General features: G+C 71.5%; 13 protein-coding genes. 6 read left to right on the forward strand and 7 right to left on the reverse strand.

Annotated features, from left to right (window positions below; genetic code table 11):
- Nucleotides 1-93: 93 nt before the first annotated feature.
- Genes purE through CLV40_RS08015 form a run of 3 tightly spaced genes read right to left on the reverse strand, consistent with a single transcriptional unit; the run spans nt 94 to nt 3031 of the window.
- Nucleotides 94-564, reverse strand: a complete 471-nt coding sequence (gene purE / locus CLV40_RS08005) for a 5-(carboxyamino)imidazole ribonucleotide mutase (protein ID WP_181043389.1) — start codon at nt 562-564, stop codon at nt 94-96.
- Nucleotides 565-616: 52 nt separating this feature from the next.
- Nucleotides 617-1801 carry a 5-(carboxyamino)imidazole ribonucleotide synthase gene (locus CLV40_RS08010; protein WP_104478184.1) on the reverse strand — a complete coding sequence of 395 codons (1185 nt, stop codon included), beginning with the start codon at nt 1799-1801 and terminating at the stop codon, nt 617-619.
- Nucleotides 1802-1813: 12 nt separating this feature from the next.
- On the reverse strand, nt 1814-3031 hold the full coding sequence (locus CLV40_RS08015) for a glycosyltransferase 87 family protein (protein WP_104478185.1): 1218 nt from the start codon (nt 3029-3031) through the stop codon (nt 1814-1816).
- A 67-nt stretch (nt 3032-3098) separates the two neighbouring features.
- On the opposite strand from CLV40_RS08015, the gene CLV40_RS08020 reads away from it, so the two are divergent.
- The 5 genes from CLV40_RS08020 (at nt 3099) to CLV40_RS08040 (ending at nt 7225) form a co-directional block, all read left to right on the forward strand.
- Complete coding sequence (locus tag CLV40_RS08020; protein WP_104478186.1) at nt 3099-4157, forward strand: DUF1152 domain-containing protein; 1059 nt, start codon at nt 3099-3101, stop codon at nt 4155-4157.
- 332 nt (nt 4158-4489) lie between these two features.
- Nucleotides 4490-4936, forward strand: coding sequence for a hypothetical protein (locus CLV40_RS08025; RefSeq protein WP_146107965.1), 447 nt, complete (start codon nt 4490-4492; stop codon nt 4934-4936).
- On the forward strand, nt 4929-5477 hold the full coding sequence (locus tag CLV40_RS08030) for a hypothetical protein (RefSeq protein WP_104478188.1): 549 nt from the start codon (nt 4929-4931) through the stop codon (nt 5475-5477). The genes CLV40_RS08025 and CLV40_RS08030 overlap by 8 nt, the downstream gene beginning before the upstream one ends.
- Entirely contained in the window at nt 5474-5989 is a 516-nt protein-coding gene (locus CLV40_RS08035; RefSeq protein WP_104478189.1) for a hypothetical protein, read from the forward strand. The genes CLV40_RS08030 and CLV40_RS08035 overlap by 4 nt, the downstream gene beginning before the upstream one ends.
- A gap of 78 nt (nt 5990-6067) precedes the next feature.
- Nucleotides 6068-7225 carry an acyl-CoA dehydrogenase family protein gene (locus tag CLV40_RS08040; RefSeq protein WP_104478190.1) on the forward strand — a complete coding sequence of 386 codons (1158 nt, stop codon included), beginning with the start codon at nt 6068-6070 and terminating at the stop codon, nt 7223-7225.
- Here the strand turns inward: CLV40_RS08040 and CLV40_RS08045 are convergent, their stop codons facing one another.
- Together CLV40_RS08045 and fxsT are read right to left on the reverse strand one after the other, a co-directional pair.
- Nucleotides 7226-9304 (reverse strand): tetratricopeptide repeat protein, encoded by a 2079-nt coding sequence (locus CLV40_RS08045; RefSeq protein ID WP_104478191.1) that lies wholly within the window; start codon nt 9302-9304, stop codon nt 7226-7228.
- A gap of 38 nt (nt 9305-9342) precedes the next feature.
- Nucleotides 9343-11349, reverse strand: a complete 2007-nt coding sequence (gene fxsT / locus CLV40_RS08050) for an FxSxx-COOH system tetratricopeptide repeat protein (protein ID WP_245931161.1) — start codon at nt 11347-11349, stop codon at nt 9343-9345.
- Nucleotides 11350-11502: 153 nt separating this feature from the next.
- Here fxsT and CLV40_RS08055 point away from each other — a divergent pair, with 153 nt between their 5' ends.
- Nucleotides 11503-12051 carry a DinB family protein gene (locus tag CLV40_RS08055; protein ID WP_104478193.1) on the forward strand — a complete coding sequence of 183 codons (549 nt, stop codon included), beginning with the start codon at nt 11503-11505 and terminating at the stop codon, nt 12049-12051.
- A gap of 51 nt (nt 12052-12102) precedes the next feature.
- Here the strand turns inward: CLV40_RS08055 and CLV40_RS08060 are convergent, their stop codons facing one another.
- Nucleotides 12103-12897, reverse strand: coding sequence for an SDR family NAD(P)-dependent oxidoreductase (locus CLV40_RS08060; protein WP_104478331.1), 795 nt, complete (start codon nt 12895-12897; stop codon nt 12103-12105).
- On the reverse strand, nt 12897-13565 hold the full coding sequence (locus tag CLV40_RS08065) for a TIGR03089 family protein (protein ID WP_104478194.1): 669 nt from the start codon (nt 13563-13565) through the stop codon (nt 12897-12899). The genes CLV40_RS08060 and CLV40_RS08065 overlap by 1 nt, the downstream gene beginning before the upstream one ends.
- Nucleotides 13566-13575 lie beyond the last annotated feature (10 nt).

The following is a 13575-nucleotide window of genomic DNA, read 5'->3' on the forward strand; positions in this document are numbered from 1 at the left end:
CAACCAACTCGGTGTCGCGGCTCTCGGCTGGCTGCGGGAGCACGCGGCCTGACTGAACAGTCCCACGCCTGGCCCGGCGTGGGACTGTCGGTATCAGTCGAGGGAAGCGCGCAGGGCGGCGTCCTTCTCCAGGACCATCGTCTCCAGCGCCTTCTGGAAGTCGGCGACCCGCTTGCGGAGGTCGTCGTCGAAGGCGGCGAGGATGCGGACGGCCAGGAGGCCCGCGTTGCGGGCTCCGCCGACAGAGACGGTGGCCACCGGGATCCCGGCGGGCATCTGCACGATCGACAGCAGCGAGTCCATGCCGTCCAGGTACTTCAGCGGTACCGGCACGCCGATCACCGGCAGGGTCGTGGCCGAGGCGACCATGCCCGGCAGGTGCGCGGCCCCGCCCGCACCGGCGATGATCACGCGCAGGCCGCGGTCGGCGGCGGTCTCCGCGTAGCTGAGCATGCGGTGGGGGGTGCGGTGGGCGGAGACCACGGCGACCTCGTGCGGCACGTCGAACTCGGCCATGGCCTCGGCGGCCAGGCGCATGACCGGCCAGTCGGAGTCGCTGCCCATGATCAGGCCGACGGTCGGGGTGGGTGCTGCGGTCACCGGTAACGCACTCCTCTTAGTGGATCTCGTAGCCGTCTTGCCAGGTGGCGGTGGACAGCCAGTGCGCCGCCAGTGTGGCGCGGGCGCGGACCCCGGTCATCTCCGCACCCAGGAACGTGACGTGCCCGACCTTCCGCCCGGGCCGCTCCCGCTTGCCGTAGAAGTGCGCGCGCGCGTCCGGGTACCGGGCGAACAGGTGGTGCAGCCGCTCGTCGACGCCCATCGACGGGGTCTCGGCCGCGCCCAGCACGTTGGCCATGACGACCGCGGGCGCCACCTGGTCGGTCGCGCCGAGCGGGTAGTCCAGCACGGCCCGCAGGTGCTGCTCGAACTGCGAGGTCAGCGCCCCCTCGATGGTCCAGTGCCCCGAGTTGTGCGGGCGCATCGCGAACTCGTTGACGACCACGCCCGCGTCGGTCTCGAACAGCTCCACGGCCAGCACCCCGACCACGCCCAGCTCGTCGGCGACCCGCAGCGCCAGGTCCTGCGCGGACCGCGCGCGGTCCTCCGACAGGCCCGGCGCGGGCGCCAGCACCTCGACGCAGATCCCGTCCACCTGCACGGTCTCCACGACCGGCCAGCTCGCGCCCTGCCCGAACGGCGACCGGGCGACCAGTGCCGCCAGCTCCCGGCGCATCGCGACCCGCTGCTCGACCAGCAGCGGCGTGCCCGCCGCCAGCAGCTCGGGCACCAGCGAGGAAGCCTCGGCGGCCGAGTCCAGCATCCACACGCCCCGGCCGTCGTAGCCGCCGCGCGCCGCCTTGAGCACGCACGGCCAGCCGACGGCGTCACCGAACTTCACCACGTCCGAGACGTCGGTGACCTCGGCGAACTCGGGGATCGGCAGCCCGAGCGCGGCCAGCTTGCGGCGCATGACGAGCTTGTCCTGGGCGTGCACGAGCGCGTCCGGCCCCGGGTGGACCTTCACCCCGTCGGCGACCAGGGCGCGCAGGTGCTCGGTGGGCACGTGCTCGTGGTCGAACGTCAGCACGTCGACCCCCGCCGCGAACCCGCGCAGCGCGCCGAGGTCGGTGTGGTGCCCGAGGGTGACGTTCGGTGACACCAGGGGGGCGGGCTCGTCGGCGGTGACCGCGAGCACGTGCAGTGACTGGCCGATGGCGACCGCGGCCTGGTGCGTCATGCGCGCCAACTGGCCGCCGCCGACCATCCCGACCTTGGGGAAACCGGTGCGTTCGTCCACGAGGCGAGGACTCTACCGACTGGCCCGGCGCCGTCTGACCAGCAGGATCGCCGCGGCCACCACGGGCACCAAGAGGTAGGCGCTGCCGATCACGTACTCGAGCGGCGTCCACTCGAACTCCACGGCCTTGCCGTTGCGCATCGCGAGCAGCACGCAACTGGCGAAGACCAGCACCACCGCCCCCACCGGCGCCAGCGCGACCCACCGCGCGCGGCCCCGCTCGGGCAGCTCGGACGGCAGCCGCGACAGCAGGTAGACGACCAGCGGCACCGCCCACACCCAGTGGTGCGACCACGACACCGGGCTGGCCAGCAGCCCGAGGAACGCGGTGACCAGCAGCGCGGGCACCGGCTCACCGGCGCGGTGCAGCCGCCGCACCCACAGCACGCACGGCACGGCCAGCGCCAGCGCGATCGGCGCGACCACGCGCATCGACCAGTCGGCGTTGTCGGTCAGCCGCAGCACCAGCCCGTTGAGCGACTGGTTGCCCGCCCAGTAGATCGGCCCGATCCGCTGCGGGTCCTGTACCGCGGCACCCCAGAACTGGGTCACGTCGTGCCGGATCAGCACGTACATCAGGCCCTGGAGCAGCAGGAACGTGGCGAACGCGCGGGCCGCGTCCGCGCGCCTGCCGGTGACCAGCAGGTGCCCGACGAAGATCAGCGGGGTCAGCTTCACCGCCGCCGCGACCCCGATCAGCACCCCGCCGAACCGGCTCCCGCGCGCGCCGACGACCAGCACGTCGAGCACCACCATGGCCATCAGCACCAGGTTGATCTGCCCCAGGAAGACCGTCCGCCACACCGGTTCCAGCCCCAGCAGCACGATCCCCAGCACGGTGGCCGTCTTGACCGGCGTGAGCCACTCGGGCCGGTTCGGCAGGTTCTCGACGCAGACCTTGATGACCCACGTCATCAGCAGCATCGATACCGCGCCCAGCAGCGCCCACGCGATCTGCGTCGGGACGAGCGCGAGCGGCACGAACAGCAGTGCGGCGGTGGGCGGGTAGGTGAACGGCAACCGCGCCCACGACGGCTCGGCGCTCAGCGCCATGTGGTCGTAGAGCGGTTCGCCGTGCAGCAGCGCGACCGCACCCGAGCGGTAGACGGCGTTGTCGACGCCCAGGTGCCACCCGAGCCGCCACCCCACTACGCCCGCGATCAGACCCACCACGGGGAAGAACAACAACGCGACCCAAGACGGCCGGGTACGCAGGGCTGACTCGGTCACGTCGACAGCAAATCATGACCCGGATCAGCGGCGTCCGGCTGACCCCGCCCGGACGTAGCCTGACCCCGTGCGCACCCTCATCGTGGCCGCGGGCGGGGGCGGGGACGCCATCGCGGCGGCCATGGTCGCGGCCGGGGAGGCACCCTGTGTCGCCACGTTTTCTTGGGACCGGGTCATCTACGACCCCGTCCCAGGCCCACGCGGTGTCACCGACTTCACCGGACTCCGCACACCCGCCGCGGACTGCCACGAGATCGTCGGCGCCACGACCGCGCGTCCCCCAGCCCGCTCGACGATCCCGCGCTTGGCCGCCGAACTGCCCGCCCGCTTCTTCCTGCTGGACCCGCTCCACGGCGCCCCGGGCCTGGCCCGCCAGCTCCGGGCCGTCGCCCGGCAGGTCGGCGCCGGGCGCGTCACGCTCGTCGACGTCGGCGGGGACCTGGTGGCGCGCGGAGACGAATCCGGGCTGCGCAGCCCGCTGGCGGACGCGCTGGCGTTGACGGCCTGCGAGCTGTCCGGACTGCCGTTCGACGCCCAGGTCTGCGGGCCGGGGCTGGACGGTGAACTGGTCGAGGAACAGGTACTCGACCGGTGCGCGAGGCTGGGCGGCACGCGGCTCGCCGACCTCGACGCGGAGCGGGTGGCGGGCTTCCGGCCGATCTTCCGCTGGCACCCCTCGGAGGTGACGGGACTGTTCGCCGCCGCGGTCCGGGGTGTGCGGGGGACCGTGGAGATCCGCGACGCGGGCGACCTCGTACCGCTCACGGACCGGAGTCCGGCGCGGTACCGGGTTCCGGCGGAAGCCCTGGTCGACGACAACCTGTTCGTCGAGCCGCTGCGCGCGGCGGCGAGCCTCGACGAGGCGCAGCGGGTCGTGGCGGCGATCAGCGGCCGCGACGAGTTGGCGCGCGAGCGGGTGAAGGCGGCGGAGAGGCGGGTCGGGGTGCCGGGCGACCTGCGCGCGGCCGTCGAGAGTGAGGTGCGCGCGGCGCGGGACCGGGAAGCGGACTTCCTGTCCGTGCGCCGGATGGCGGAGCTGCTGCTGAACCGGGGTTTCGCGGCGGCGGAGGTCGAGGCGCTCAAGGAGTCGAGCGCGGTCGACCCGCCGCTGTGGTTGGTTCGGTAACTCGACCTTCGGGCGGAACCCGGGGCGCGGCCTCCAGATCGGGACGCGCGGGCCGCGGCCACGCGGCACTCGACCGCGGGGTTCCCGCTCAACCTCGGGTTGGTCGGCGAAAGCGCTCGGGTAGGCGTCCGGTGTTCCGGAGCGCGCATCCGGCGATGTGCGCATCGACCGGGTCGTGGCTGTGCTCGACCGTGGAAGTGCGTGGCGGAAAGGCGCTGCGGCGTAACCGAAGCGGCTCCCGCGACGACTGGGTGGGTGCCGGGTTTGCCGCGTCCGCCGGGAGTTCTGTGATGAGCGCACCCACTGTTTGGCGCCCTGGACCTTTGTTGACCGTGCGCGCCTCGTTGCCCGGCGCGCTGCTCGTGGTGCTGCTCGTGCTGTGTTACGTGGCGTGGGGCGGAATCCTGCCGCCGGAGGTGTTCTTCTCCATCGGGTGGGGGCTCGCGGTCGCCGCGGCGGCCATCGTGTGGTTCGCCGACCAGCGCTCGGTGCCGGACAGCTGGTGGCAGCCGATGACCTGGGGCGTGGCGGCCGGGTGGTTCGTGCTCGGCCTGCTCGCCGTGCTGCCGCTGTCCCCGCCCGGCGACCCGTGGTTCCGCATCGTCGTCGCGCTGCACCCGGTCGGGTGGTTCATGGCCGTGGTCCTGGCGCTGTGGCAGTGGACGCTGGTGCGGCCGGGGCGGTGGCGGTGGGCGCAGGCGATCGGGACGCTGGTGGCCGTCGGCGTGCTCACCAATGTCGCGGTCTTCATGTTCATGATGATGGCTCGCGGTGACTGAGGGCCTCGCGGGCTCCGCCGTGGGCGCGCGCTCCGGCCTCACCCTCCGGGCCGCGTTGCCCGGGGCGTTCCTGCTCGCGCTGCTCGGGCTCGAACTGCTGATGTGGTCGAAACCCTGGCCGGATGACCTGGACGACCACGCCCTGCTGCCCGGGAGCCGGTTCTTCTACCTCGGTTGGTCGATCGCGGTCCTGGTGGCGGTGGTCGCCTGGTTCGCCGGACCGGGACCCGTGCCCGTCGGGTGGCGGACGCGGATGACCTCGGGCGCGGCGCTCGCGTGGTTCGGGCTCCTGTGGGCGGCCGCGGGTATGTACAACCACGACCTCGACGAGTCCGTGCTCGTCGTGGTCGCCTTGGTGCTGAACCCGTTCGCGGCGGGGTCGGCCGCGCTGGTGGGGCTGTGGCAGTGGGCGTTGCTGCGGCCGGGCGGCCACCCCGTGCTCCGGGTCCTGGGGACGCTGCTGGTCACCGTCCCGGTGTCGACCCTCACCGTCCTCGCCTACCTGCTGCTCAGCGGCGTCATCCCGGAAGCAGTCCAGTGAGCGTGCGCATCGTGCGGGACGGCGGCCTCACCCTGCGGGCTGTGCTGCCGGGGGTGCAGGTGCTCGCCCTGCTCGGGCTGGTCCTGGCGGTGTGGGCGGTGCCCCGGCCGCGGGTCTCCGGCGACCCGGTGCCGGTGTCCGGGGAGGTGTTCCTCTACAGCGGCTGGGCGGTGGTGGTGCTGCTGACGGTCGCGGCCGGGTTGTCCAGCTCGAAGAGCGTCCCGGACACCTGGTGGACCCCGATGACCGCCGGTGTCACCGCCGGGTGGTTCCTGGTCGCGTGGCTGGCCATCACCGTGCTCACCCCGTTCCCCGCCCAGCTGACCTGGTTCTTCCTCGTGGTGAACCCGATCGGCCTGCTGATGGGCGGGCTGATGGCGCTGTGGCAGGGGGCGATGGTCCGGCCGGGCCGGACACCGGCGTACCGGGTGGTGGGGACGTTCCTGGTCAGCGGGGTGGTCACCACCGTCACCGTGTTCCTGTACCTGCTGCTCAGCGGCATCGTCGAGTGAGCGCGGCGGCGGGGAAGGACACCGATGTGAACGCGCGCTAACATCGGTCCGGATGCTGCTGCTACTTGGAGGTAGGACGTGGACGGCTACGGGCTCTACCAGCTCGGCGACGAGCACGACGCGCTGCGCGAGGCCGTGCGCGACCTCGCCGAGAAGGAGATCGCGCCGCACGCGACCGAGGTCGACGAGCAGGAGCGCTTCCCGGCCGAGGCGCTGGCCGCGCTGAACAAGGCCGGTTTCGCCGCGCCGCACATCGCCGAGGCCTACGACGGCCAGGGCGCGGACTCGGTGGCGACCAACATCGTCATCGAGGAGGTCGCCCGGGTCTGCGCCTCGTCGTCGCTGATCCCCGCGGTCAACAAGCTCGGCACCATGAACCTCATCCTGGGCGGCTCGGAAGAGCTGAAGAAGCAGGTGCTGTCGCAGATCGCCGCGGGCGAGATGGCCTCGTACGCGCTGTCCGAGCGCGAGGCGGGCTCCGACACCGCGTCCATGCGCACCCGCGCCCGCCAAGACGGCGACCACTGGGTGCTCAACGGCACCAAGTGCTGGATCACCAACGCGGGCGAGTCGAGCTGGTACACGGTCATGGCGGTGTCGAACCCGGAGGCGGCCAAGCCCGTCGACGGCATCTCGGCGTTCATGGTGCACAAGGACGACCCGGGTTTCGTGGTGGGCTCGAAGGAGCGCAAGCTCGGCATCAAGGGCTCCCCGACCCGCGAGATCCACTTCGAGAACTGCACGATCCCCGAGGACCGGATCATTGGCCAGCCCGGCCAGGGCCTGCGGCTCGCGCTGCGCACCCTCGACCACACCCGCCACTCCATCGGCGCCCAGGCGCTCGGCATCGCCCAGGGCGCCCTCGACGCGGCAGTGGCGTACGTCAAGGAGCGCAAGCAGTTCGGCAAGGCCATCGCCGAGTTCCAGGGCATCCAGTTCATGCTCGCCGACATGGCCACCAAGGTCGAAGCCGCCCGCCACCTGGTCTACGCCGCCGCCGCCAAGGTGGAACGCGGCGCCCCGGACGGCTCCTTCGCCTCCAGCGCCGCCAAGACCTTCGCGTCGGACACGGCCATGGAGGTCACCACCGACGCGGTCCAGTTGTTCGGCGGCGCGGGCTACACCCGCGACTTCCCGGTGGAGCGCATGATGCGCGACGCGAAGATCACCCAGATTTATGAGGGCACCAACCAGATCCAGCGGCTGGTCATGGCTCGTTCCCTGCTGCGCGGCTAGTCACTCGCGGTCTGAAGGGCGGTCGGATCCTTGATCCGGCCGCCCTTTGCGCTGCAAATAGGCGATGCCGCGTCGGGTGCTGACGGTGTTGGGATGGTCGGGTCCGAGGACGCGGGTCCGGTCAGGCAGGAGGCTTTCGAGTTCGGTGAGGGCCCGGGCGGTGTCTCCGCTCTTGCCGCACGCGTAGGCGAGGTTGTGCCGGGTGGTGAGGGTGCTTGGGTGGTCGGGTCCGAGGACGCGGATCCGGTCGGCGAGAACGGCCTCGAGTTCGGTGACCGCTGTAGCCATGTCTCCGCCTTCTCCGCGCGAGTAAGCGAGGTTGTGTCGGGCGGTGAGGGTGTGCGGGTGGTCGGGTCCGAGGACGCGGACTACGTCCAGGAGGATGCTTTCGAGTTTGGTGACTGCTGTGGCCGCGTCTCCGGTTTGCGCGTGCCATTGGGCGAGGCTGTGTCGGGTGGCGAGGGTGCCCAGGTGGTCGGGTCCGAGGATGCGGACCAGGTCGGGTAGGAGGTTGTCGAGTTCGGTGAGCGCTCGCGTGGTGTCACCACTTCTGCTGTACGCGTAGGCGAGGTTGTGCCGGGTACTAAGGGTTTTAGGGTGGTCGGGTCCGAGGACGCGGATCAGGTCGGGTAGGAGGTTGTCGAGTTCGGCGAGTGCTCTGCCGGCATCGCCTGCCTGGATGTGCCAGTAGGCGAGGTCGTGCCGGGTAATGAGCGTGTCGGGGTGGTCGGGTCCGAGGTGACGGGTCGCGGACTCGTGCAGGGCTTCGAAGTAGTCACGCGCACTCGCTACCTGGCCGATCTGGCCCAAGTTGTTCCCTGCTCGGAAAAGCACCGGATGGACTGCCGGTTTCCACAGCGTTGTGCCCGCGGCGATGGCCAGTGCGGCGGTGTTCGCCCGTAGTGCCGTACCCAGGGACGCGTCCAGTTCGATCTCCGGCCAGGTGGCCAGCAGGGCGTCGGCGGCGATGTGGGCCAGGACGGCTTGTTCGGTCTCGGAGACCTGTTCTCGGGTGGCACGTTGGACCAGGGCGTGGACTCGGACCGCGGTGGCTTCCGACTGTTCGTCGAAGGTGATGAGGGAGAGGCGGGCCAGGCAGGCCAGCGCGTCCCAGGCGTCGTCTTTGGTGACGGGGTTGCCTGCTTCCGTGGACAGGTGCTTGAGCGCCGGGTTTGAGGTCAGCACCGACAGCGGAATGCCGTTGGGGTCGAGCATCGCGGTGAGTTGCAGCATCGGCTCGGCGACGCCGGTTGGCTCCAGCTCGTTCGCCCGCTCGATGGACAGTGACCAGGTGACGGCTACTGCCCGATTGGTCTCCGGCCTGAACAGGGTTTTCAGGGTTCGGCTGCGGTCGTGCCAGCGGGTCAGGTACTTCTCGCAGCTCAGGCGGCGGTCTGCCATGAAGGCGCCTGCTTGGCCGATGGCCAGCGGCAGGTGGCCCAGGGTTTCCACGAGTTGCTCGGCTCCCGGCAGCAGGTGTGGTCGGTCCGCGAGGTAGCCGGACAGGCAGGCTTGGGACTGCGCTGGCGTGAACAAGTCGATCGGAACCAGGCGTCGGCCTTCGACGTGGGCCGCGGTCTCTTCGCGGCGGGTGGTGACCACCATGCGGCTGGCGGGGGACATCCTCGGCCACAGATCGTCCAAGGGATCCCAGACGTCATCGAAGATGAGTAGCCAGGGGGTCGTGGTCGTGGCGAGCCAGCTCAGGACCCAGGTCAGGGCGCGGTCGGGGGTCTCGGTGACCCCGCTCAGCTGAGCGGCCAGGCCGACCAGGCCGGAGACCACGTCGTCGCGGGACGCGGCGGTGATCCAGGCGATGACCTCCGCTTTTCCCCGGGCCTGCTCGGCGTAGTCGGCGGCCAGTTGGGTCTTGCCCAGTCCGCCCATGCCGCACAGGACCACGCACTCGCCCGGTTCGACGTTGAGTCCGCGCTTTTGGAAGCCCTTGGCCAGTGGGGGAACCTGGCCGAACCAGCAGGGCAGGGTGAGTTCGCGGGACGCGCCTTCGAGGTACACGTCGCCGTTGATGGTGCCTGCTTGCAGTGCCTTGTCCGCTCTGCCCATGCTGTTGGACCGCATGCCTCGATCATCGCGTGGGTGCCGGGTCGTGTGACCCGCTACTTGGTTTCGCGTTGCCAGTGGGCGAGTTCCTGGCGGGTCAGGAGGGTGTCCGGGTGGTCCGGGCCGAGGACTCGTGATCGGGCGTCTAGGACCGCTTCGAGTTCGGCGCGGGTTCCTGCTCTGTCGCCCGCTATCCCGCGCCGCTGGGCGAGGTTGTGGCGGGTGAGGAGCGTGTCGGGGTGTTCGGGGCCCATGACCCGGATCTTGTCGGGGAGCAAGGTCTCGTACTCGGCCAGTGCTCCGGCCGCGTCCCCGGATTCCCCGAGCCAGTACGCGATGCTGTGGCGGGTGGCCAGGGTGTCGGGGTGGTCTGGGCCGAGGACTCGGATCCGGTCGGCGAGGAGGACTTCGTGGTCGGCGAGCGCGCCGGTGGGGTCACCGGTTTTCCCGCGCCAGTAAGCGATGCCGTACCGGGTGAGGAGGGTGTCGCGGTGATCGGGGCCGAGGACTCGGGTCCGGTCGGGGAGTAGCGCCTCGTAGTCGGCCAGTGCTCCGGCCGCGTCTCCGGTCCTCCCGCGCCATTGGGCGAGGTTGTGGCGGGTGGTGAGGGCGTCGGGGTGGTCGCGACCGAGGAGGCGGATCTGTTCGGGTAGCAGGGTTTCCAGGTCGGCGAACGCTCCGGCGGCGTCCCCGGTCTGCGCGCGCCAGTAGGCCAGGTTGTGGCGGATGACTAGGACGCCGTGGGAGTCCGGGCTGAGTTGGGTCATTGCCGCGTGGAGGTGGGTGAAGTAGGTGAACGCCCGCGCGACTTGGCCGATCTCGCCCAAGTTGTTGCCGGCGCGGATAAGGACCACGTGGATGTCCGGCTGCTGGAGGTGAGCGCGCGCTGTGGTGGCCAGGGCGGCGGTGTTCGCGCGCAGTGCCGCGCCGAGGCGAGCGTCGAGTTCGATTCGCGGCCAGGCGGCCAGGAGCGCGTCGGCGGCGACCTGGGCCGTGGCGGCCAATTCGGTGTCGGAGAGGCGTTCGCGCGTGGCGCGTTGGACCAGGGCGTGGACTCGGACGGTGGCGGTGTCCGAGCGTTCGTCGAGGGTGATGAGGGACAGGCGGTCCAGGCAGGCCAGTGCGTCCCAGGCGTCCTCTTCGGTTGTGCCTGCGGTGAGGTGGTTCAGAACCGGGGGTGAGGTCAGGACGGACAGTGGGATGCCGTTGGGGTCCAGCAGGGCGGCGAGTCGTAGTAGCGGTCCGGCGGCTGGTTCCAGCTCGACGGCCCGTTCGACGGACAATGACCATGTGACGGCGACTGTGCGGTCGGTCTCCGTCCCGGACAGGGTCTCCAGTTCGCGGGTGCGCCACCGGGCCAGGTACTGCGCGCAGCTCAGCCTGCGGTCTGCCATGTAGGCGCCCGCCTGACCGATCGCCAGCGGCAGGTGACCTAGTTCCACCGCCAGCTCTTCCGCGCCGTCGACGAGGTGTGGGCGGTCCGCGTGGTAGCCGGCAAGGCACGCCTGGGACTGGGCCGGGGTGAACAACCCCATGGCCACCAACCGGCGGCCGTCGACGTGGGCGGCGGCGTCCTGGCGGCGGGTGGTGACCACCATGCGACCGGCGGGCGACAGCGTCGGCCACAGGCCGTCCAGGGTGTCCCACACGTCGTCGAAGACGAGGAGCCACGGGGTGTCGGTGGTGGCCAGCCAGCTCAGGACCCAGGCCACTGCGCGGTCGGGGTCCTCGGTCACCCCGCTCAGCTGGGCGGCCAAGCCGACCAGGCCGGAGACCACGTCGTCGCGGGAAGCGGCGGTGATCCACGCGACGACCTCCGCGCCTGCGCGGGCGTACTCGGCGGCCAGCTGGGTCTTGCCCAGCCCGCCCATGCCGCACAGGACCACGCACTCACCGGGCCCGGGCGCCTGCCCCCGCCGCTGGAAACCCTTGGCGGGCGGCGGGATCGGGCCGAACCAGCACGGCAGCGTGAGGTCGCGCGACGCCCCGTTGAGGTGCACCCCGCCGTGGATCGTGCCCGCCTGCACCGCCTTGCCGACCGAACCCATCCTGTTGTCCCGCACGCTCTGATCATCGCCCCGGGACCACAGCGCGTAACCCGGGTGACGCGGTGCGTGTTTCTTTCTGGAGATCACCATTGCGGACCGAAGTTGTCCGCAACCGGTCCTAGAGTGTCCTCAACAGCGAAAACCGCCCTACGAACCGAAGGACACACCGTGACCAGCGCCGAGACCAACTCCTCGCCCCTCGACATCTCGGCCACCCCGGCCCCCGCCGACGTCGACCAGGAGCGGGCCGACCTGCTCCAGACCCTCGCCGCGCACCGGGGCTTCCTCCGCTTCACCGCCCGGGGGCTCACCGACGAGCAGGCGGGGCAGAAGTCGACCGTCAGCGCGTTGAGCGTGGGTGGGCTCATCAAGCACGTCACCGCCACCGAGTCGGCCTGGTACCGGTTCATGATGGGTGGCCCCGACCTCATGATGAGCGAGGTGGGCGACTGGGAAGACGAGCACCGGATGAACCCGGGCGAGAAGATCGAGGACTTCCTCGCCAGGTACGAGGAGGTCGGCAAGCGGACCGACGAGTTCGTGCGCACCGCCGACCTCGACAAGATCTGGCCGCTGCCCGTCGCCCCCTGGTTCGAGCCGGGCGGCACCCGCTCCATCCGCCGGGTCGTGCTGCACCTCATCGCCGAGACCTCGCAGCACTCGGGGCACGCGGACATCATCCGCGAGTCCATCGACGGCCAGCGCACGATGGGCTGACCCCTGACCGGGTGGATCGCCTCGCCCGAGCGGGCGATCCACCACCGCGGGTCACCGGGACATGCGGCGGACCAGCGGCCGGATCAGCGGCTGGTACAGGGATCCGAACAACCGGGGCAGGGCATCGATGACCCGGGCGTCCGGGCCGATCAGCACCCGCGCCTTGTCCCGGCGCACGCCCTCCATGATCGCCAGGGCGGCCTTGCGCGGGCTCGTCAGCGCGACCTTGTCCAGCGACCGGCCGAAGTCCGCGACCTCGGCCGGGTCCGACGTGCGGGCGTTGCGCGCGATGTTCGTCTTGATGCCGCCCGGGTGCACGCACGTCACACCCACACCCGTCCCCTCGACGCGCATCTCCTGCCGCAGCGCCTCGGTGAACCCGCGCACCGCGAACTTCGCGGCGTTGTAGGCGCTCTGGGTCGGCACGCCGATCAGACCGAACACACTGGACACGTTGACCAGGTGCCCCCGCGCGGCCACCAGGTGCGGCAGGAACGCGCGCGAACCGTGGACCACGCCCCAGAAGTCGATGTCCATCACCCAGCGCAGGTCCGCGTCGCTCATCTGCCGCACGGTGCCCTTCAGCGCGACACCGGCGTTGTTGACCACCAGGTCCACCCGCCCGAAGTCCTCGGCGACCCGGGCCGCGTGGGCGTACACCGCGTCGCGGTCGGCGACGTCGAGCTCGTAGGCGCGCACCCCCGACGGCAGCCCGGCCAGCCCCGCCGGGTCCACATCGGACGCCGCGACCCGCGCGCCCGCGTCGTGCAGGGCCAGCGCCAGTGCCCGGCCGATGCCCGACGCGGCACCGGTGACCGCGGCGACGCGGCCGCGGAAGTCGCGCATCACCCGGCCAGCCGGTCGGCGGTCGTGCGCTCGGTCGACCGGTGCCGGTCCAGCCGCGCCGGGTCCGGGTTGCTCACCTGCACCACCGACCCGCCCGCCGCCAGCGGCGCGACCAGGGCCGCCAGCACCCCGTCCGGCACGGTCCACGCCAGGGTCGACAGCAGCCGCGTCCCGGGCGCCAGGTCCCCCGACGCCAGCACCTCGTCCACCGTCAGCCCGCCCAGCGCCGGGCTCGACCCCGGCACGGTCGAACCGAAGAAGTCGTCGCCGAACATCCGGGCCTCGCCGACGAAGTCGGTCACACTCCCGGACGACCCGCCGAGGTCGCGCCCCATCGGGTCCAGCGACACCGCCGCCACCACCCCCGCCGCGGTCTCCCCGGGAGCGACGAACGTCACGGCCGCCTCGCCGTCGGCCACGACGTGCGCGCCCGCCCACCACGCGCCCAGCAGGATGCCCGCGGTCTGCCAGTGCGCGGGCAGTCGCACCGCGACCGGGGTGCCCGGCGCCACGTCGTGCTCCTCGACCAGCCAGTTCGCGGTCTTCGCCGCCCAGTTGGCCAGCGTCGCCGCCGACAGCTCGACCCGCGTGCCCGCCGCGTCGTCGTAGTGGGTCACCAGCGGCTGCGCCGGTGTGGAACGGGCGAAGAGGGCTTTGGTGATGCTCACCCACCCACCG

It is taken from the genome of Actinokineospora auranticolor (assembly GCF_002934265.1).
GTDB classification, from domain to species: Bacteria; Actinomycetota; Actinomycetes; order Mycobacteriales; family Pseudonocardiaceae; genus Actinokineospora; species Actinokineospora auranticolor.